We start from the raw sequence: 19,622 nt of genomic DNA, 5'->3' as shown, positions 1-19,622 counted from the left end.
GCCCCACGCTGAGATGAGTACTCCGCAAGCAGACAGGCGCATCGATCTAGAACAGAGCTGGCGACTACCGTTAGCCGCAGAGTTTGATCAGCCGTATATGCAGCAACTGAGGGATTTTCTGCTGGCGGAGAAAAAGTCCGGCAAGCGGATATTTCCTAAAGGTAGCGAGTTTTTCAACGCCTTCAAGCACACGCCGTTGGACAAGGTAAAAGTGGTGATCCTCGGACAGGATCCCTACCACGGCGAAGGTCAGGCGCACGGCCTGTGTTTTTCGGTACAACCCGGGGTCGCCGTGCCACCCTCGTTGAAAAATATCTACAAGGAATTGCAGGCTGAGCTGGATTTTGACATTCCCAATCACGGTTGTCTCACCGCCTGGGCAGAGCAGGGTGTGTTATTGCTCAACAGCGTACTGTCAGTGGAGTGCGCCCGGGCGGCCTCACATCAGGGCAAAGGGTGGGAGCAATTTACCGACCGGGTAATTGAGGTGATTAATGCACAGCGCGAGGGCGTTGTCTTTCTGCTGTGGGGCAGCTACGCCCAGCGCAAGGGAGCGATTATCGACAGTACCCGACACTGTGTGCTCAAGGCGCCGCACCCCTCACCGTTGAGCGCACACCGGGGTTTTTTCGGGTGTGGGCATTTTGTTGCCGCCAATCGGTATCTGCAGGACCTTGGACAGACCCCCATCGATTGGCGGCTGTCGCGAAACCCCTGAGATGTACCAGCAGTCTGGCACAGCCGCTGCGCAGCCCGCTCAGATAATTCAGCCAGTTTCCAGCGGATAGGGCAACTCAAGCAGTTCCAGAGCGGGCCCGTCTTCAGCCCCCAGTAGCAGTCCATTTGTCGCACTTTCGGTGACTGCAGATACCAGCACCCGCGTTTTACCCTTACTGCTACAGCAGTTGATGACACTGCCAACGTTTTGTCCGGAGCTTGCATCAAACAGCGCCGTACCGATTGCACAGTCCACTTGCACCGGCAGCTCTGCGGCGTAGGCGCGCCGCTTGGATTTCCCCAGGTAATGCAGGCGTGCTACCACTTCCTGGCCGGTGTAGCAGCCTTTCTTGAAACTGATATGTCCGGTGAGATCATAGTTGAGCACCTGTGGCACGAATTCGCCGACAGTACTCGCTTCGATACGGGCAATGCCGCTGCCAATTTGCAGTGCCTGCCAGTCGGCCTCGATGCCTTCAATCATCAGCTCAGCCATGCGTGCGAGGCGTTCTGCGCTACCCGCCCGCGACAGGAAGCACTCGAACTGCTGGCCGTTGTGATCCATTTGTACCAGTACGAAATCATCTGAGCGGCTCGTGGCAAAGCGTTCTGCGGGGATATCCGGGAAGACTTTGGCCAGCGTAGCCGATGCCTGTGAACCCCAGACCGATACACTGATCCAATCCTCGCTTTCGGCATCGATTTCGGCCTTGGAAAAAATAATGTACTTGCCAAACGCCGCTGCACTGTCGGCGCGAATATCGCGTCGCATACGCAGTGCATAGTGCTCTGGCGCGACCTCAAACAGGAGGAAGTCGCACAGCACTCTTCCCTTGGGGGTGCAGAACAAGCCAGGGATTGCCAGATGAGAATCCATCTTGCGCGTGTCGCAGGTGGTCTGTCCCTGCAGAAATTTGAGTGTATCCGGCCCGGCGATGTACAGCAGGGCTTCCGTCTCAAGAGAAGCGTAATAACAGTTCAAGCGCGTAACCTCATTGTTGGTTCGCCCATGATATGCGCTGTTTCCGGCTGTGTCAGCAACCGGCAAGGGTAATGGGCGATTCTGTCGCAATACCGGGCGTGCAAAGGAGAATGCACAGAGGCGCTCCAATAACGATATACTAGCCGCAATTGGTGACCCACCTGGACAAGTTTACTGGCATGATTGAACGTGAAGAAATAAACCGTATGCGTTGGGCCGCAAGGCGCGGCATGTTGGAACTCGATCTGGTGTTGGAGCCGTTTGTGACATGGCGCTACGCACAGCTGAACGATGCGGATCGAAGGCGCTTCCAGCAGTTAATGTTGTGTGAAGATCAGGATTTGTTTGCCTGGTTTATGCAGCGGGTCACACCGGAGGACGAGGAGCACGCGCAAATTGTCAAGCAGATACTCCACTTCGCCCAGTCTGCACCTGAGGATAGGTGAGTCCCGACACCGCGCATTGCTCTATGTGGCGCTTTGCGTTGCCACTGTCTGCGCTCTGGGCGCGATCTGTGCACGCGGTTACGCGCTTATTGCTCTTCTGCTGTTACCTGCAGCACTCCTGTTGCTGTGGCAGATGCGCCGCGATCCGATGGTCGGAGCTGAGCTCATTTATAAGCAGCGCCTGTGGTGTTTACAACGCGGTGACACATGCCGCAGAATTACTCCCACAAAACGCAGTACCGGCACGAGCGCGGTGATTTATCTGGCGTTTGCCGAACAGCCTTCAGGTCGTGCGGGGCATATTTGGCTGTTCAGGGACAGTTCATCCGAGCAGGAGTTGCGAAGGTTACGTGTCCGTTTGAAATTGCTGCGCTAGAGCGGTGAGTTATCGGGCTGCAGAATTGTGTCGTGTGCTTCCGGCAGCAAGTTGGGGTAATCCAGTGTGTAATGAAGGCCGCGACTCTCCTTGCGTGATATCGCACAGCGAATCATAAGCTCGGCAACCATGGCCAGGTTGCGAAGTTCCAGCAGGTCATTGCTGACTTTATAGTTGCCGTAGTACTCCGCTATCTCTGTCTGCAGCAACTGGACCCGGTGCAGGGCGCGCTGCAGTCGTTTGTTGGTGCGCACAATACCCACGTAGTCCCACATGAAGCGGCGTAATTCATCCCAGTTATGGGAGATCACTACGTCTTCATCGGAGTCTGTTACCTGGCTTTCATCCCATGGCGCGGCGCAGCCGGGAGCGGGCATCTTTCGGCGGTTGGCGGCGATATGGTTGGCTGCAGACTCGGCGTAGACAATGCATTCGAGAAGAGAATTACTCGCCATGCGATTTGCGCCGTGCAGACCAGTGCAGGATGCTTCGCCGACTGCATACAGCCCCGGGACATCGGTGTGACTGTGCTGGTCGACCAGTATACCGCCGCAGGTATAGTGCGCCGCCGGTACGACAGGGATGGGCTCGGCACTAATATCGATGCCGAATTCCATGCACTGCGACATCACCGTGGGAAAGTGGCTTTGCAGAAATTCTCGGGGTTTATGCGAAATATCGAGATAGACGCAGTCGGCACCGAGGCGCTTCATCTCGTGATCTATTGCTCGCGCCACTACGTCGCGCGGTGCCAGTTCGCCGCGCTCGTCGAAACGGTGCATGAAGCGCGTGCCATCGGGCAGTATCAATTTGCCACCTTCACCCCGTATGGCTTCGGTGACCAGAAAAGATTTTGCCTTCGGATGGTACAGGCAGGTGGGGTGGAACTGGTTGAACTCCAGATTTGCTACCCGGCAGCCGGCGCGCCACGCCATTGCCACGCCATCGCCACTGGCGCCATCCGGGTTGCTGGTATACAGGTAGGCCTTACTGGCGCCGCCGGTGGCCAGCACGACTGCCGAAGCCTGAAAGAGGTCGACGTGTCCGGTGCGCTGATCGAGAATATAGGCTCCTTCACAGCGGCCGTTCGTAATGACCAGATCGACCGCCACACGGTGCGCAAATATATCGATATTATCAGCGGCAATAGCGCGTTCGGTGAGTACCTCCGATATCGCGCGCCCGGTGCGGTCGGCTGCATGAATAATGCGCCGGTGGCTGTGGCCGCCCTCCATCGTCAGGTGAAATTCGCGACTCTGTTGGTCGCTCTGTTCTTTGCGCAGATCAAAATCCACACCCTGTTCCACCAGCCATTCAACACAGCGGCGACTATTGCTGACAGTGAACTCCACCGCATCGCGATGACACAGGCCAGCGCCTGCGGCGAGGGTGTCGGTGACATGGGAATCCACGGTATCGCGGTTGTGTAATACCGCAGCCATGCCGCCCTGTGCCCAGAACGTTGAGCCCTGATTGAGGTCCGCTTTTGACAGCATGGCGACCCGGCAATCACCGGGCAGGCGCAGGGAGAGGCTGAGACCGGCCGCTCCGCTGCCGATAACCAGAACATCGTGTTGGTAACTAGTGGCCATAGTGTTCAGTGCTTGCTGCTCGGGGAGGTGAAATATATGATGCGTCTCAAAGACTTAGCTTTGGTTAAAGATCAATCAGTGGAGTATATACGACCTCGTGGGTAATACGAAAACAATCCGGACCGGAACTTTCCTCCGCGCAGGTACTCTTAATCGGGGTTCGTGGAACCTGTTGCGAACTAAAAATCACTATTGTTGTCAATTGAGGGAGTGGACTGCATCAATTGATCGTGTGGTTTCAGGAGTTAGGGAGGGAAACCAGACGTGACAGCCGGGGTGACGGACCAGCAACTAGTCGCCAGGGTGCAGAAAGGTGATTCAAGGGCTTTCGATCTGCTTGTATTGAAATATCAACACAAGATATTTGGATTGATTGGTCGCTATGTGCGTGATGCCGATGAAGTACAGGACGTTGCTCAGGAAGCGTTTATCAAGGCCTATCGAGCACTGCCCAGATTCCGGGGAGACAGCGCGTTCTATACATGGCTGTACCGTATCGCAATCAACACGGCCAAGAACCACCTGGTATCGCGCTCGCGCAGGCCACCGGGTTCCGATATTGAGCTCGAGGATGCCGAATATCTTGAGAATGGCGGCAGTTTGAGGGAGATAGAAAACCCTGAAAATGCCTTGTTCGGTGCTGAGTTGAAGGCCGTAGTGGAAGGCGCAATCAGTGCATTGCCCGAAGATTTACGCACTGCTATCACACTGCGTGAATTTGAGGGGCTCAGCTACGAGGATATCGCCGACATCATGGGCTGCCCGATAGGCACTGTGCGATCGAGAATATTTCGGGCGCGAGAGACAATTGATGGATTGGTAGGGCAGCAGATGAATGGTGAGAGCTTGGCGCAGGATGTGTGAGCGTTCAACGGTGGGCTGTTTGCAAGTTAACTACACGGGTATAAAGCCGACACAATGTGCGGCTGGGAAGGTAGCAGAGTATGAATGAAAGAATGCGCGAATCACTTTCAGCCCTGATGGATGATGAGGCGAATGAGCTGGAATTGGAGCGGGTGCTGTCACAGATGGGCAGCAACGACGAATTACGGCAGACATGGTCGCGCTATAATCTGGCGCATAATGCAGCGCAGGGAGATCAGCTGGCGCACCTCGATTGGGATATCTCCGGACGGGTGCAGTCGGCGCTCGCATCGTCGGGTACATCCGGCTCGTCGTCTGTCAGTACCGCGGGCGAAGGCTATAGGAATCGTTTGCTGCGACCGTTGATCAGTGTCGGTGTGGCGGCGTCAGTGGCGTTTACAGTGGTTATTGGTGGTCAACAACTCGCGGGCGTGGACAATCCCGATACTTACGCAGTTGAGCAATCCGTGCCCGGCAATCCTTCACCTGTCGGCTTGCTAAACATTGCCGGTGCGGTGCCTGTGCAGGCCAGTTTTGGCACGGATCCGGCCGTGCCTCAGCTGCAGCCAGCGGTGCGTACTGCTTACCAGGACCTGGCCGAGCAGCGTCTGCGCAAATATATGCAACTGCATGCAGAGCAGGCGGCACTAAACTCTCCGCAGGGTCTGGTACCGTATGCGCGTGTGCCCGAGATTCGCGAATAGGTCTGTCTGGAGTGTTATTGAAACGGCTAAAGTACATCTATAAACCGTCCTCGGTGCTGCTGCTGTCAGTGCTCGCAGCAGCAGGGGGCACAGCAGAGGCGGCCGCTGGAGATTGCCCGGACGCCGATCCCGCGGCGCTACAATGGCTGGACAAAATGTCGCGCAGCCTTCGACAGGTCAATTATCAGGGCGTGGTGACACTGCAGCGCGGAGACGAAATGCAAGTGATGCAAGTTTCCCATGCCGTCCATGACGGTGTCAGTTCCGAGCGGCTTACCGAACTTACCGGTCAGGGCGCGCAGGTGGAGCGAGACTATCACCCAGTTGACTGTATTCATCCCGGCGATCGCTTGTTGCGCCTTGAGGCGTTGTCCCCGGCAGACCGCTGCGGTATCACCGAGCACTATCGTTTTACCCTTGCCGATGCCGAACGAGTAGCGGGGCGCAACGCGGTACGCATCAGGATTGAACCTCTGGACATGTACCGCTTCGGTTATATGATGGCGCTCGATGCGGAAACCGGTCTGTTACTCAAATCGCAGATCCTCAATAATGGCCAACAGGTAGTAGAGACCATGCAGTTCGCGGATTTGACCTACGGCGAACCTCCAGTTACACCTGAGGAGACTGCGGCAGGCATACCTGCTGCGACAGGCGATTCTGCTAGAGCCGTATCTGTAGCAGCGAGTGCTGCAGCTGCGGAGCCGGAACCGATAAGACCTGCCTCCGGTAATATCGCCGTGGTGCACGCGGCACAGCACCCGCGCAAAGGCGAAGCACAGGCTGCGCACTCGGTCGCTCATGCATGGGCGGTCGGTTGGCTGCCACGCGGTTTCGCTGCCACGGACGCGAGCCAGGGTAACAGCGGTCGCCGGACCTATACCGATGGTTTGAGTGTATTTTCGGTGTTTTTGGAAGATCTCAATATCGAAATACAATCCGGAGAGGGGCTGGTACGTCGGGGAGGCACCATCACCTATACCCGGGGCCTGCATATAGCGGGCAGGCCGGTACTGGTCACAGTGATAGGCGAGGTGCCGGTTAATACCGCCAGAATGGTTGCCAATTCAGTGAGTTGGGTACAGTAATATGCTGACAGAAAGCGGGCGAGTTGTCGGTCTGGAAACGGATGGTCTGTGGGTGGAGACGATTCGCCGCAGTACCTGTGGGACCTGCTCCGCGCAAAAAGGCTGCGGTCACGGCATTCTTAACCGTATCGCCGAGGGAAAACGGGGCTATATCCGCGTTTTACCTGGAGATCATCCGGTGGATCACTACAAAGTGGATGATCAGGTGCTGATCAGTATTCCTGAAGAAGTCATTCTGCGCGGATCGATCATTGCTTATGTGTTGCCACTGATGACCATGCTGGCAGGCGCGCTGTTGGCGGTCAATTGGTTGCCGGGAAACGAAGACTTGCTGGCCGTGGGCGGTGCGATAGGCGGCTTGACACTGGGATATACCCTGATGCGCTGGCATGGCAGCCGGCACCGCGGTGACCCGGATTTCCAGCCGGTGCTGTTGCGGGTCATCGACTCGCCGGCAGAGGCTGTCACCCTGCGTTGAACTTTCTTCTCTGAATATCGTTGTTACAGGATTGGATTGAATCTATGAAGACCAAACTCCCAATAGTCGGTTTTTTTACGCTGTTTATTGCGCTTTTTAGTACCGGGATAGTGCGCGCTGCACAATTGCCTGATTTTCAACAGATCGTGCGCGAAAATTCTCCCGCCGTGGTCAAAATCATTGTTGAGCAGCGAATGGATAGTGGCGGGTCGATGCAGCCTGGCCCCGGCGATATTCCTGAAGAGCTGAGGCGCTTTTTCGAGTTCAGGGGGGCGCCGCCATCACAGCAGGAGCGTATGGGGCTAGGGTCCGGCTTCATTGTGTCGGAGGACGGCTATGTTCTCACAAATAACCATGTGGTCGAGGGGGCCGATAGTGTGTTGGTCCGGATGAGCGATCGCCGCGAATTTGACGCCGATATCATTGGAACTGATCCGCGCTCTGACCTCGCTCTGCTGCGCATCGATGCGTCGGGCCTGCCCACGCTAAAACTGGCAAAAGATGAAGATCTGGAGGTCGGTGAGTGGGTTTTGGCGATAGGCTCGCCCTTTGGGCTCGATTACTCCGTTTCTGCCGGCATCGTTAGTGCGAAAGGCCGTAGCCTGCCCACTGCGGAGAACGAAAACTACGTTCCCTTCATTCAAACTGATGTGGCAATCAACCCTGGCAACTCGGGAGGCCCGCTGTTCAACCTTGATGGTGAGGTGGTCGGTGTCAATTCCCAGATTTTCACCCGCAGCGGTGGCTCAATCGGTCTGTCATTCGCCATTCCTGCCGCAGTGGCGCGCAATGTGTTTGAGCAGTTGAAGGAAAGCGGTCGCGTAACCCGGGGCTGGCTTGGTGTCACCATACAGGATGTGGATAAAAATCTTGCCGAGTCCTTCGGGCTCAAGCGCCCGCGCGGGGCACTGGTGGCGGAAGTCTCCAGCGACAGTCCGGCCGAGAGAGGCGGTCTGCGCAGTGGCGACATTGTTCTCACATTTGATGGCAAGGATATTCCCAGTTCTTCCGATCTGCCCCATGTCGTCGGACTCGTAGCACCGGGTACGACTGTGGAGGTAGAGGTCATGCGGGACAAGTCGAGAAAAATCTTGACCGTAGAAGTGGGTGGGCTCGATGCCGATGAAAGCTACTCGCTGCTGTCGGGCAAAACCGAGGGCAAGAGCGGCGGGCGACTCGGCATGCAGGTAGAAACGGTGTCAGGTGATAGCCTGGAGCGTTTTGGACTCAATGGCGGCGTCGTGGTACGCAATGTCACGCCCGGGTCTGTGGCTGCACAGGCGGGCATCCGCGTCGGCGATATTATCACTCTCATCGATACCAGCCCGATAAAATCGGCTGAGGCTTTTGAGGACGCAGTCGATGATTTGTCGGATGGCAGCTCTGTACCAATGCGCCTGATACGGGATGGCTCACCGTTATTCATCGGCCTCAAGGTGCCTGATTAGTCGCAATCACTGCCGGGACACCGAGCCTCGGTGCAGCCGGCTGATGCTGGCCAGCGGACGTGGCGGTTGTAGCCCCATTGGGGTACAATCGCGCGTTTTTTCAACCCCAAGGGCCGACGCTGTGTCTGTCCCATCCAGCATCAGTCGAGCAAAAAAATCGTGAGCGATCTCAAGCACATCCGGAATTTTTCTATTATCGCGCATATCGATCACGGTAAGTCGACGCTATCGGATCGATTTATTCAGCACTGTGGTGGCCTCAGCGCACGTGAAATGGACGCCCAGGTCCTCGATTCCATGGATATCGAGCGCGAGCGCGGTATCACCATCAAAGCCCAGAGCGTGACGCTGGATTACACCGCGCGTGACGGACAGGTCTACCAGCTCAATTTTATTGATACTCCCGGCCATGTGGATTTCTCCTACGAGGTATCCCGTTCGCTAGCCGCCTGTGAAGGTGCGCTGCTGGTGGTCGATGCCGGGCAGGGCGTTGAGGCCCAGTCCGTCGCCAATTGCTACACCGCGATCGAGCAGGGGCTTGAAGTTCTCCCCATCCTGAACAAGATGGATCTGCCGCAGGCGGACCCGGATAAAGTGAAACAGGAAATCGAAGAGATCATCGGCATCAATGCCAGCGATGCCTGTCTGGTGAGTGCAAAATCCGGTCTGGGCATTGAAGATGCGCTGGAGCATCTGGTTGAACATATTCCTCCCCCGGAGGGTGACAGGGACGCGCCATTGCAGGCGTTGATTATTGACTCCTGGTTCGATAACTATCTGGGCGTGGTGTCGCTGGTGCGGGTCAAGCAGGGCGTGTTGCGCAAGCGAGACAAACTGGTCGCCAAGTCCGTGGGCAAGACGCAGCAGGTCGACACGCTGGGTATTTTTACGCCAAAACGCGTGGAGAAGGATATCCTGCAGGCTGGTGAAGTCGGCTTTGTGGTGGCCGGTATCAAGGATATTCACGGTGCACCGGTCGGTGACACGCTGATCCATGCCAAAGATACCTCAGTGCCAGCGCTTCCCGGATTCCAGCGGGTCAAGCCGCAGGTCTATGCCGGGATTTTCACCATATCATCCGATGATTACGAGGATTTCCGCGATGCACTGGCCAAGCTGACCCTCAATGATGCGTCATTGGAGTATGAACCGGAGACCTCTGATGCCCTCGGTTTCGGGTTCCGCTGTGGCTTCCTCGGCATGCTGCATATGGAGATCATCCAGGAGCGACTGGAACGAGAATACGATCTGGATCTTATTACCACTGCGCCTACCGTAATTTACCAAGTGGTGAAGAAGAACGGCGAGGTCATTGAAGTAGATAACCCCTCTGCACTGCCTGATGTCGGTGAGATTGAGGAAATGCGTGAACCCATCGCGCGTTGCAATATCCTAGTACCTCAGGACTATCTCGGTAATGTGATTACGCTGTGTGTGGAAAAACGCGGTATGCAGCGTGATATGCAGTTCCTGGGCACCCAGGTATCGGTGGTATACGATATCCCAATGGCCGAGGTGGTACTGGACTTTTTTGATCGATTGAAGTCGGTGAGCCGGGGCTACGCTTCACTGGATTACAGTTTCGAGCGTTTCCAGGCCGCGAGCCTCTCCCGTCTGGATGTTTTGATTAACGGCGAACGCGTCGATGCGCTGGCTATTATCGTGCACCGTGACCATATCCAGCACCGGGGCAGGGTGCTGACGGAAAAAATGAAAGAGTTGATCCCGAGGCAGATGTTCGATGTCGCTATTCAGTCAGCGGTAGGTGGCAAGATTGTTGCCAGGCAGACTGTGAAGGCGTTACGGAAAAACGTCACGGCAAAATGTTATGGTGGTGACGTCAGCCGAAAACGCAAATTGCTGGAAAAGCAAAAAGCCGGCAAGAAGCGCATGAAGCAGGTGGGGCGGGTAGAGATTCCCCAGTCTGCGTTTTTGGCAGTACTTAAGGTGGATGGATAACAAGTGAGTAATATAACATTGGATTTTCCCCTGATTCTGGTGATTCTGGTTTTTGTCAGTGGTCTGTTGTGGGTGCTGGATGCTTTGTTCCTGGCGCCGGGTCGTAAACGCGCCATCGACGATTTGCAGAGTCAGTACCCGGAGTGGGCCGTAGAGGGCAGCACAGATGCCTTGAACTATCAGGGTAAAGCCGCAAAAAGTGCCCGGGAACCGGCAGTGATCGAGTACGCCAAATCGTTCTTTCCGGTGCTGTTCATCGTATTCGTACTGCGCTCCTTCCTGGTGGAACCCTTTCAGATACCCTCGTCGTCGATGGAGCCAACGCTATTGGTTGGAGACTATATCCTCGTTAATAAATTCACTTATGGTATCCGGCTCCCGGTGATTCGAACCAAAGTGGTCGATATCAGTGAGCCCGAGCGCGGAGACGTTGTGGTTTTTTTCCCCCCGCACATGAATGACACCTATTTTATCAAGCGTGTGATTGGTGTTCCCGGTGATACCGTGAGCTACCGTAACAAGCAGCTCTATGTGAATGGTGAAAAACTGGCGCGTACTCAGGCCGATGATGTCGCGCTGGAACCCCGATACCGTCTGGAAGAAGAGTTGATTGGGGATGAGTCGCACCTCATGCAGGTCGACAAACTCCGCCCCTCTGATGATTTCACTACAGTAGTAAAGCCCGGACATTATTTCATGATGGGAGACAATCGCGACAATAGCAGTGATGGCCGGGTTTGGGGCCAGGTGCCCGAAAGGGATATAGTAGGCAAGGCGTTCGCGATCTGGATGCACTGGGATTCCATTTTAAGTATCCCCAATTTCGATCGTGCAGGATCAATACAGTAATAATTGGGACATCGTGAGGGGGAATGATATGAGCACACGCCGTAGCCAATCGGGTATGTCTATACTGGGCATGCTCTGTATTTTGTTGATGCTGGGTTTCTTTGCCATGTGTATCATTCGCATGCTCCCCGGATATCTTGAATACCTGAGTGTGCGGGATATCATTTCCAGAGTGGCGATGGATCCCGATACGCGAGATCAGAGCGGCTCAGAAATCCGACGAAAAATTGCCACTGTTTTCAACACCAACCAGATCTACCTGCTCGATCCGAAGGATGTGGAGGTATTCAGCAAGGGCGGCAACACCTATATTGATGCCAACTACGAGGTGAGATTGCCGGTGATGTGGCGAATTGATTCAGTGATGAAGTTCGATGACTTGCTGTACCAGGTGGGCAATCCCGATCCATTACCTCCGTTGCCGAAAAAAGACAAAAAATAGCGTATGCCTGACGTTGCGCGCCTGCAGAAAGCGCTGGACTACAGTTTCAGTGATCGTGAACTCCTGCAACAGGCGCTGACCCACCGCAGTGCCGGCAGCCAGAACAATGAACGGCTGGAATTTCTCGGCGATTCCATTCTCAACCACATAGTGGCAGAGGCCTTGTACAGCCGCTTTCCCAAAGCGAGCGAAGGTGAAATGAGTAGAATGCGCGCTTCCGTGGTCAAGGGTGAAACACTCGCCGAAGTTGCGCGGGAGTTGAAGCTGGGTGGTTATCTCGTACTGGGCTCGGGAGAGCGCAAAAGTGGCGGACATCGACGCGACTCAATACTGGCCGATGCACTGGAGGCGGTCACTGGCGCGATCCTGCTCGATAGCGATGTGGAACAGTGCCGGAGCACGGTGCTGTCCTGGTTTGAGCCTCGCCTGCAGGCGCTTTCGGTCTCCAGCGCCCACAAGGATGCCAAAACCCGTTTGCAGGAGTATCTGCAGGGCCGCAATTGTCCCCTCCCCGAGTACGACCTGCTAAATGTACAGGGCAGCGATCACGCCCAGCAGTTTCAAGTCGCCTGTCGCCTGAGCAAGCCATCACTGGTGGTAGAGGGCAATGGCACCAGTCGCCGGAAAGCAGAGCAGGATGCCGCTGCGACGGCCCTTCAGAGGTTGTCCCGGGATGACCGCTGAAACGCCTCTGCGCTGCGGCTATGTGGCTATAGTCGGTCGGCCCAATGTCGGTAAATCTACTCTGTTGAACCATATTCTGGGTCAGAAGATCAGCATTACATCGCGCAAGCCGCAGACCACACGGCATCAGGTACTGGGCATCAAAACCGAAGACAACCACCAGATTATCTTCGTCGATACCCCTGGCTTGCATATGAATGCGGAGCGAGCAATCAACCGGTTTATGAACAGGGAGGCCCGATCCGCCATTCGCGATGTCGATCTGGTCGTCTTTGTCGTCGATCGCACAGCCTGGACGGAAGAGGATGCGGTCGTTCTAGAGCAGGTTCAGGCCGCCGGCTTGCCGACCATGCTGGTGGTGAACAAGGTGGATTTGCTGGATGATAAGACGGCACTGCTTCCCCATTTGGAGAAACTGGCTGAGAAGGGAGAGTTTGCTGCGATACTGCCTGTCTCAGCATTGCGCCAGCACAATATCGACGCACTGGAGGAACAAATTCTCGATCTGCTACCAGAATCTGAGCATTTTTTCCCCGAGGACCAGATAACCGATCGCAGCCAACGTTTTCTCGCGGCGGAAATCGTACGCGAAAAATTGATGCGCCAGTTGGGTGACGAATTGCCCTACGCAGTGACAGTACAAATAGAAGAATTTGCCCAGGAGGGCGAGGTATTACATATCTCCGCGCTTATTTTTGTTGAGCGCAATGGTCAGAAGCGGATACTGATAGGTGAAAAGGGTTCGCGCCTGCGTTCAATAGGCTCGGAAGCGCGACGCGATATGGAGTCGCTCTTCGACAGCAAGGTGATGTTGCGTCTTTGGGTCAAGGTCAAGTCTGGCTGGTCGGACGATGAACGGGCGCTGCGCAGTCTCGGCTACGATGATAAAAAGGAATAGCGCGTGTTCAGACAGGCTAAATTGTCTTGTTTTCATTCGCGGCTGGACCGGAATCCGGATTCGCCCCGAGGCAATTGATGCGAGTCAACCTGCAGCCAGCCTACGTGATCCACAGTCGCCCCTATCGCGATAGCAGTTCCCTGTTGGATGTCTTTACCGCTGAATACGGCCGTATCGGAGTCGTGGCAAAAGGCACAAGGCGCCAGACGCGAAAGGGCAGTGCCACTGCACTGCTGCAGCCGTTCGTGCCACTGCTGCTGTCATTCTCCGGACGCTCCGAATTAAAAACCCTGGTGGCGACTGAGCGGGCACAGGGCGATTGTGCACTGCGCCATGAGAGGGTCTTCTGCGGCCTGTATATGAATGAGTTGTTGGTACGGTTATTGCCCCGTGACGATGCGCACCCCGCGCTGTTTGCTGCTTACGATGAGGCGCTGAAAGCGCTCGCCGGCGACGGTTCGGCCGATACGGTATTGCGGCACTTTGAATACCGCCTGTTGGAAGAATTGGGTTACAACTTTGATTTTGATGTGGATGGTGCCAGTGGCGCGCCGGTGCGGCCCGGATGGTGGTACCGCTATGAGAGCGGCGTCGGGCTTGTCGCCAGCGCGGATGTCGTCACCGATGTCGGGGTCTGTCGCAGGGGGCTCTATCCCGGTGCCGAACTGCTGGCCATGGCCGGCGGCGACTTCGGCGGGGGCGCCCGCCAGAGCGCCAAAAAACTGTTGCGCGAAGCGCTGGCGGAACATCTGGGGGGGGTGCCTCTGCGCAGCCGCGAGTTGTTCCGTCGAATGAGCAGCCATGGCGTCAGAATCGCAGAGAGGGAGAAACAGGAGCCAACTGTGCCGGGAGACTTACCTTGATTGCTGTCGGTACCGATATTCTTCAGATTGAGAGAATGGAAGAGTTGGTGGCGCGTCAGGGTGACCGTATTGTCCAGCGTATTCTTACCGCAGCTGAACAGGACGAATACCATGCCAGCAAGCAGGCTGTTCGTTTGCTGGCCAAGCGTTTTGCCGCCAAAGAAGCGATAGCCAAATCACTGGGTACGGGTATTGGCAGGGGTGTGAGCTGGCAGGATATCCAGATCGATCACGATGCATTCGGTGCACCTTTGGTACGGTTAAGTGGCGGCGCATTACGCGTGGCCAGTGAGCGCGGCGGCGCGCGAGTTGAACTGAGTCTGGCAGACGAGATGGACTATGTGGTCGCTTTCGCAGTGCTGGCCGAATGACAGTGGTATATCCGGCCCAGTTCAATTCAACGTGGCCTTTACCGGCGCACTTTCTATATAATCTGTCACTCGATTCGCGGTAGCTTTTTTATGCCAGAGTATCCAACCATCGAAGCATGCATTGGCAACACGCCACTCGTGCGCCTGCAGCGTTTGCCTGGGAACACCAGCAATACCATTCTCGTCAAGCTCGAAGGTACGAACCCCGCCGGCTCCGTCAAGGACCGCCCCGCGCTGAGTATGATTGCGCAGGCCGAGGCCCGCGGTGAGATCAAGCCCGGTGATACGTTGATCGAGGCGACCAGTGGGAATACCGGTATTGCGCTGGCGATGGCCGCTGCTATACGCGGTTACAAAATGGTACTGATTATGCCCTCGCATATGAGCCTTGAACGCAAGCAAGCGATGTCGGCCTATGGTGCTCAACTGATAGAAGTTTCGCAGGAAGAGGGAATGGAGGGCGCCCGCGACCTCGCGTTGGGGATGCAGGCTGAGGGTCGGGGTAAGGTGTTGGATCAGTTTGGCAACCCCGATAACCCCCGTGCCCATCTCGTGGGTACAGGGCCGGAGATCTGGCAGCAGACCGAGGGTACAGTGACTCATTTGGTGAGCTCAATGGGCACCACTGGCACCATTATGGGATGTTCCGCTTTTCTAAAAGACCAGAATTCCGATATCCAAATCGTTGGTCTACAGCCTCTCGAAGGGTCGAGCATTCCGGGCATCCGGCGATGGCCGCAGGCGTATCTGCCTAAAATCTATGAGGCGGCGCGTGTCGACACGGTAATGGATATTTCCCAGGCAGAATCGGAGGAGACCACCCGTGCGTTGGCCTCACGGGAGGGTATTTTTTGCGGCGTCTCCTCTGGTGGGGCCGTCGCAGGAGCGCTGCGTGTATCCCGCGAGGTGGAGAATGCGGTGATTGTCGCAATTATTTGCGACCGTGGAGATCGTTATCTCTCTACCGGCATTTTTGGCGGTAACGAAGCGAGGCCGTAATGGTTCAGGTCCGTCAACAAACGCTGCTGGATGAACAGGGTGCAATCGACCTCAACCAGTGGCTCGAGCACTTACCGCTGGCACTGGAGGAGAGTGACAGGTCGCGTCTCTTGCAGGCGTGTGAGTTGGTAGAGCAAGCACAGCAGCGACCCGCCGCTGATGCGGGAGACTGGGCCCGGGAGTCAAACTGTCTAATCGCCGGTCTGGATATCACCATCATACTGGCAGACCTGCATGTCGATCTGGATTGTCTTCTGGCCGGTGTTTTATACCGCGCCGTGCGTGAGGGGCGGCTCGACGCGGAGCAGGTGCAACAGCAGTTTGGTGCGGGCGTAACAGACCTTATAGAAGGTGTGTTGCGTATGGCGGCAATCAGTGATTTGCCCCTTCAAACCGAGAGTCCGGTGCTGGGACAGGCGCATGGCCAGAAAGACAATATTCGCAAAATGCTGATTGCGCTCGTCGATGACGTGCGGGTTGCGTTGATAAAACTGGCTGAACGTACCTGTGCAATCCGTTCCGTTAAAGAAGATGAATCGCGTCGGAAGCAGATTGGCCGTGAGGTGTTTGAGGTCTACGCGCCGCTGGCGCACCGCCTCGGCATTGGACAATTGAAGTGGGAGTTGGAAGATCTATCCTTTCGCTACACTCATGCCGAGTCATACCGCAAGATCGCACGCCTATTAGATGGCAAGCGTCTGGAGCGTGATCGATTCATCGCAAAGGTCACTGAAGAGCTGACTGATATTTTGCGCGGCGCGGGACTGCAGTTTAAAATTGCGGGTCGTGCCAAGCATATTTACAGTATATGGCGGAAGATGCAGCGCAAGGGCATCGGCTTTTCGCAGGTCTACGATATCCGAGCAGTTCGCATTTTGGTGCCGGAGATCAGGGATTGCTACGCCACGCTCGGGTTGGTACACAGCCTGTGGCACAACATACCCAATGAGTTCGATGACTACATTGCAAACCCGAAGGAAAATGGCTATCGCTCCCTGCACACTGCCGTGGTCGGTCCCGAGGGTAAGCCGCTTGAGGTGCAGATCCGCACCGAGAGTATGGATTTCGAAGCGGAGCTGGGGGTATGCGCCCACTGGCGCTATAAAGGATCGGATGCAGAGAGCGGCCTTGCGAGTTCCTATGAGGAAAAAATCGCCTGGTTGCGGCAGGTGCTGGATTGGCACGAGGAGACCGGCGATGCTCGGGGCGTCGCTGAGCAATTCAGTTTCAGCGTTGCTCAGGACAGGGTATACACCTTCACGCCCGATGGCGATGTCGTGAACCTGGCGTATGGCGCAACACCGCTTGATTTTGCCTATCACGTGCACACTGAAATTGGCCACCGCTGCCGTGGTGCGAAGGTGAATGGCTCCCTCGTACCGCTCACCTACCAACTACAGACCGGTGAGCGGGTCGAAATTCTTACTAGTAATGAAGTGCAGCCTCGACGGGACTGGCTGCAGTCCGGCCTGGGGTACCTGAAAACCTCCCGGGCCAGGGCCAAAGTGCAGTACTGGTTTAAGTCCCAGGCTCGCGAAGACAATATAACCACCGGGCGACACCTGCTGAAGAAAGAATTCAAGCGCCTCGCGTTGACCAGCGTAGACTATCAGCGAATCGCCAGAAAATTGCAGTTGAGCACAGTGGAGGATATGTTCGCAGCCGTGGGTGCGGGTGAGTTGACATCGTCGCAGGTCCTCAACGCCGCACACGATCTCGTCGACAGGGCACCAGAACCCCTGATGCGCATTAACAGCGTTGCCGGAAACAATCATCACAGCCAACCCAGTGTCAACGGTGTAGGTGGCCTTCATACGCATATGGCTGGCTGCTGCAAGCCATTACCGGGTGATTTGATAGCAGGCTATATCACCAAGGGGCGCGGCGTCAGCATTCACCGGGTCGATTGTGCGCGACTGGCGAAGTTACAGCAAAGCACTCCCAGACGTGTCATCGAAACCGAGTGGAGTGAAGGTCCCCAGGATAACTATGAGGTTGATGTATCCATAGAAGCGTTCGATCGGCAGGGGCTGTTGAGCGATATTACCGGGCTTTTCGCCAATGCACGTATCAATGTCCTGACGATCAATACGCAGACCAATAAGAAGAGCAATACAGCAACTATGCGATTGCGGGTAGAGGTCCCTGATCTGGGTTCCCTGTCCAAGCTATTGGAGCGGATAGAGAGGCTGAGAAACGTCGTCTCCGTAGCCCGGGTATCCGAATGAACACTGTCATATGACTGCTCCGCGATACACTACCGCGGATTTATTGCGTGTAATGGAACGCCTGCGCGACCCACAAACGGGTTGTCCCTGGGATTTGAAACAAAATTTCAAGAGTATCGTGTCTTCCACTCTGGAAGAGTGCTACGAATTGGTGCATGCGATTGAACATGAAGACTACCAACACGTTTCTGAGGAACTCGGTGACGTTCTGTTTCAGGTCGTTTTCTATGCGCAGTTAGGCAAAGAAGAAAATCTGTTTTCCTTTCACGAGATCGTTAGCACATTGGTGGAGAAATTAATTCGTCGCCACCCCCATGTGTTCGCTGATGGTGAACTCGAGGGTGTGGTGACCAGTAAACGTTCTATCGATGAGGTTGGGAAAACCTGGGAGCTGATCAAACAGCGCGAGCGCAATGCCCGTAATCAATCCGGTGCGCTGGCCGATATTCCTCTTGCCTTGCCCGCGTTGTCGAGAGCCCAGAAAGTACAAAAACGTGCAGCCACGTTGAATTTTGACTGGGCGGACGCCGCTGCTGTAGTGGACAAGTTGCAGGAAGAGCTGGATGAGTTGCGCGCAGCGATTGCCGCACAGAAAGAAGATGAGATTCGAGATGAACTCGGTGATTTGATGTTTACCTGTGTCAATCTCGCGCGACATTTTGGTGCGGACGCAGAGAAAAGCCTGCGCGATGCAACCTCGAAGTTCGAACGACGTTTCAGGGAAATGGAATCCACCGTAATCGCCGAAGGTGGCGACCTGTCCGCGCTGAGTGAAGACCGTTACGATCAGCTATGGCGACAGGCAAAAGCCCGGTTGGAGACCAAATAACGGGGCTTGTAACCTTTTCTTGCGCTGTGTATCGTAAGCGCCCTTCCATCAGTGAACGAAGCTGGCAGGTCAATACGGCAGCCGAAGTTCCTGCGTATCACAAACAAGGTTGAGGAGTTTTTCTAATGCGATTGATCCTACTGGGTGCGCCAGGTGCTGGGAAAGGTACACAAGCCAAGTTCTTATGCGAAAGGTACGGTATACCGCAGATATCCACCGGCGATATGTTGCGAGCAGCGGTAAAAGCGGAAACAGAACTGGGGCTGGCGGCCAAAAAAGTCATGGATTCAGGTGGTCTGGTATCCGATGACATCATTATTGGATTAGTCAAAGAACGTATTACACATGACGATTGTGCCAAGGGCTTTTTGTTCGATGGCTTTCCCCGCACCATCGTACAGGCGGAATCAATGATCGATGCCGGCGTAACGATAGATCATGTGGTAGAGATTGCTGTTGATGATGAGGAGATTGTCGCCCGCTTGAGTGGCCGGCGTGTGCACCCGGGTTCGGGTCGTGTTTATCATGTGCTATTTAACAAACCGGAAGTTGAAGGTGTGGACGACGAGACGGGCGAACCTCTAGTACAACGCGACGATGATACTGAAGAAACAGTGCGAAAACGTTTACAGATCTATGCCGAGCAAACCAGCCCATTGATCAGTTTTTACAAGGATATGCAGGGCGAATCCAGTCCTAGGTATCATCGTGTTGAAGGTGTTGGCAGCGTTGATGATATTTGCAATGCCGTTATCGCAGCGCTCGAATCCTGACAGGGTTTATTTCTTAGAATAAAAAAACTTAG

The 19,622-nt window shown here is 55.4% G+C and carries 21 protein-coding genes; 19 read left to right on the top strand and 2 right to left on the bottom strand.

What is annotated here, in order from left to right; translation table 11 throughout:
* The first annotated feature begins 13 nt into the window (after positions 1 to 13).
* On the top strand, positions 14 to 718 hold the full coding sequence (gene ung, locus AC0L6S_RS06610) for a uracil-DNA glycosylase (protein WP_473427630.1): 705 nt from the start codon (positions 14 to 16) through the stop codon (positions 716 to 718).
* Between the two features lie 48 nt (positions 719 to 766).
* On the opposite strand, the gene ygfZ is transcribed toward ung, so the two are convergent.
* Entirely contained in the window at positions 767 to 1,699 is a 933-nt protein-coding gene (gene ygfZ, locus AC0L6S_RS06605; RefSeq protein WP_473427629.1) for a CAF17-like 4Fe-4S cluster assembly/insertion protein YgfZ, read from the bottom strand.
* A 179-nt stretch (positions 1,700 to 1,878) separates the two neighbouring features.
* On the opposite strand from ygfZ, the gene AC0L6S_RS06600 reads away from it, so the two are divergent.
* Together AC0L6S_RS06600 and AC0L6S_RS06595 are read left to right on the top strand one after the other, a co-directional pair.
* Complete coding sequence (locus AC0L6S_RS06600; RefSeq protein ID WP_473427628.1) at positions 1,879 to 2,145, top strand: FAD assembly factor SdhE; 267 nt, start codon at positions 1,879 to 1,881, stop codon at positions 2,143 to 2,145.
* Positions 2,146 to 2,170: 25 nt separating this feature from the next.
* A complete protein-coding gene (locus AC0L6S_RS06595; protein ID WP_473428562.1) occupies positions 2,171 to 2,521 on the top strand; it encodes a protein YgfX in 351 nt (116 codons plus the stop codon).
* On the opposite strand, the gene nadB is transcribed toward AC0L6S_RS06595, so the two are convergent.
* Positions 2,518 to 4,113, bottom strand: coding sequence for an L-aspartate oxidase (nadB, locus tag AC0L6S_RS06590; RefSeq protein WP_473427627.1), 1,596 nt, complete (start codon positions 4,111 to 4,113; stop codon positions 2,518 to 2,520). The genes AC0L6S_RS06595 and nadB overlap by 4 nt on opposite strands.
* A 264-nt stretch (positions 4,114 to 4,377) precedes the next feature.
* On the opposite strand from nadB, the gene rpoE reads away from it, so the two are divergent.
* From rpoE to adk, 16 genes are all read left to right on the top strand, one after another.
* The gene (rpoE, locus tag AC0L6S_RS06585; protein ID WP_473427626.1) at positions 4,378 to 4,977 is read left to right on the top strand and encodes an RNA polymerase sigma factor RpoE; all 600 of its coding nucleotides are present in this window, start codon (positions 4,378 to 4,380) and stop codon (positions 4,975 to 4,977) included.
* 80 nt (positions 4,978 to 5,057) lie between these two features.
* Positions 5,058 to 5,681 (top strand): sigma-E factor negative regulatory protein, encoded by a 624-nt coding sequence (locus AC0L6S_RS06580; RefSeq protein WP_473427625.1) that lies wholly within the window; start codon positions 5,058 to 5,060, stop codon positions 5,679 to 5,681.
* Positions 5,682 to 5,698: 17 nt separating this feature from the next.
* Positions 5,699 to 6,769 (top strand): MucB/RseB C-terminal domain-containing protein, encoded by a 1,071-nt coding sequence (locus AC0L6S_RS06575; protein ID WP_473427624.1) that lies wholly within the window; start codon positions 5,699 to 5,701, stop codon positions 6,767 to 6,769.
* A 1-nt stretch (position 6,770) separates the two neighbouring features.
* On the top strand, positions 6,771 to 7,247 hold the full coding sequence (locus AC0L6S_RS06570) for a SoxR reducing system RseC family protein (protein WP_473427623.1): 477 nt from the start codon (positions 6,771 to 6,773) through the stop codon (positions 7,245 to 7,247).
* 44 nt (positions 7,248 to 7,291) lie between these two features.
* Positions 7,292 to 8,695 carry a DegQ family serine endoprotease gene (locus AC0L6S_RS06565; protein WP_473427622.1) on the top strand — a complete coding sequence of 468 codons (1,404 nt, stop codon included), beginning with the start codon at positions 7,292 to 7,294 and terminating at the stop codon, positions 8,693 to 8,695.
* A gap of 159 nt (positions 8,696 to 8,854) precedes the next feature.
* Entirely contained in the window at positions 8,855 to 10,654 is a 1,800-nt protein-coding gene (gene lepA, locus AC0L6S_RS06560) for a translation elongation factor 4 (protein ID WP_473427621.1), read from the top strand.
* Between the two features lie 12 nt (positions 10,655 to 10,666).
* The gene (lepB, locus tag AC0L6S_RS06555; protein ID WP_473428560.1) at positions 10,667 to 11,503 is read left to right on the top strand and encodes a signal peptidase I; all 837 of its coding nucleotides are present in this window, start codon (positions 10,667 to 10,669) and stop codon (positions 11,501 to 11,503) included.
* A gap of 28 nt (positions 11,504 to 11,531) precedes the next feature.
* Positions 11,532 to 11,945, top strand: coding sequence for a DUF4845 domain-containing protein (locus AC0L6S_RS06550; RefSeq protein ID WP_473427620.1), 414 nt, complete (start codon positions 11,532 to 11,534; stop codon positions 11,943 to 11,945).
* A 3-nt stretch (positions 11,946 to 11,948) separates the two neighbouring features.
* Positions 11,949 to 12,629, top strand: coding sequence for a ribonuclease III (gene rnc, locus AC0L6S_RS06545; protein WP_473427619.1), 681 nt, complete (start codon positions 11,949 to 11,951; stop codon positions 12,627 to 12,629).
* A complete protein-coding gene (gene era / locus AC0L6S_RS06540) occupies positions 12,619 to 13,527 on the top strand; it encodes a GTPase Era (RefSeq protein WP_473427618.1) in 909 nt (302 codons plus the stop codon). The genes rnc and era overlap by 11 nt, the downstream gene beginning before the upstream one ends.
* A gap of 77 nt (positions 13,528 to 13,604) precedes the next feature.
* Complete coding sequence (recO, locus tag AC0L6S_RS06535) at positions 13,605 to 14,390, top strand: DNA repair protein RecO (RefSeq protein WP_473427617.1); 786 nt, start codon at positions 13,605 to 13,607, stop codon at positions 14,388 to 14,390.
* Positions 14,387 to 14,761 (top strand): holo-ACP synthase, encoded by a 375-nt coding sequence (gene acpS, locus AC0L6S_RS06530; RefSeq protein WP_473427616.1) that lies wholly within the window; start codon positions 14,387 to 14,389, stop codon positions 14,759 to 14,761. The genes recO and acpS overlap by 4 nt, the downstream gene beginning before the upstream one ends.
* A 90-nt stretch (positions 14,762 to 14,851) precedes the next feature.
* On the top strand, positions 14,852 to 15,760 hold the full coding sequence (gene cysM, locus AC0L6S_RS06525; RefSeq protein WP_473427615.1) for a cysteine synthase CysM: 909 nt from the start codon (positions 14,852 to 14,854) through the stop codon (positions 15,758 to 15,760).
* Positions 15,760 to 17,988, top strand: coding sequence for a GTP diphosphokinase (relA, locus tag AC0L6S_RS06520; RefSeq protein ID WP_473427614.1), 2,229 nt, complete (start codon positions 15,760 to 15,762; stop codon positions 17,986 to 17,988). Before cysM ends, relA begins: the two co-directional genes overlap by 1 nt.
* A 10-nt stretch (positions 17,989 to 17,998) precedes the next feature.
* Complete coding sequence (gene mazG / locus AC0L6S_RS06515) at positions 17,999 to 18,817, top strand: nucleoside triphosphate pyrophosphohydrolase (protein WP_473427613.1); 819 nt, start codon at positions 17,999 to 18,001, stop codon at positions 18,815 to 18,817.
* A gap of 125 nt (positions 18,818 to 18,942) precedes the next feature.
* Positions 18,943 to 19,590, top strand: a complete 648-nt coding sequence (adk, locus tag AC0L6S_RS06510; protein WP_473427612.1) for an adenylate kinase — start codon at positions 18,943 to 18,945, stop codon at positions 19,588 to 19,590.
* Positions 19,591 to 19,622: the final 32 nt, after the last annotated feature.

It is taken from the genome of Halioglobus sp. D3-4 (assembly GCF_055809315.1).
The sequence above is the reverse complement of the archived record's forward strand: the minus strand, read 5'-3'. Positions and strand labels throughout refer to the sequence as shown.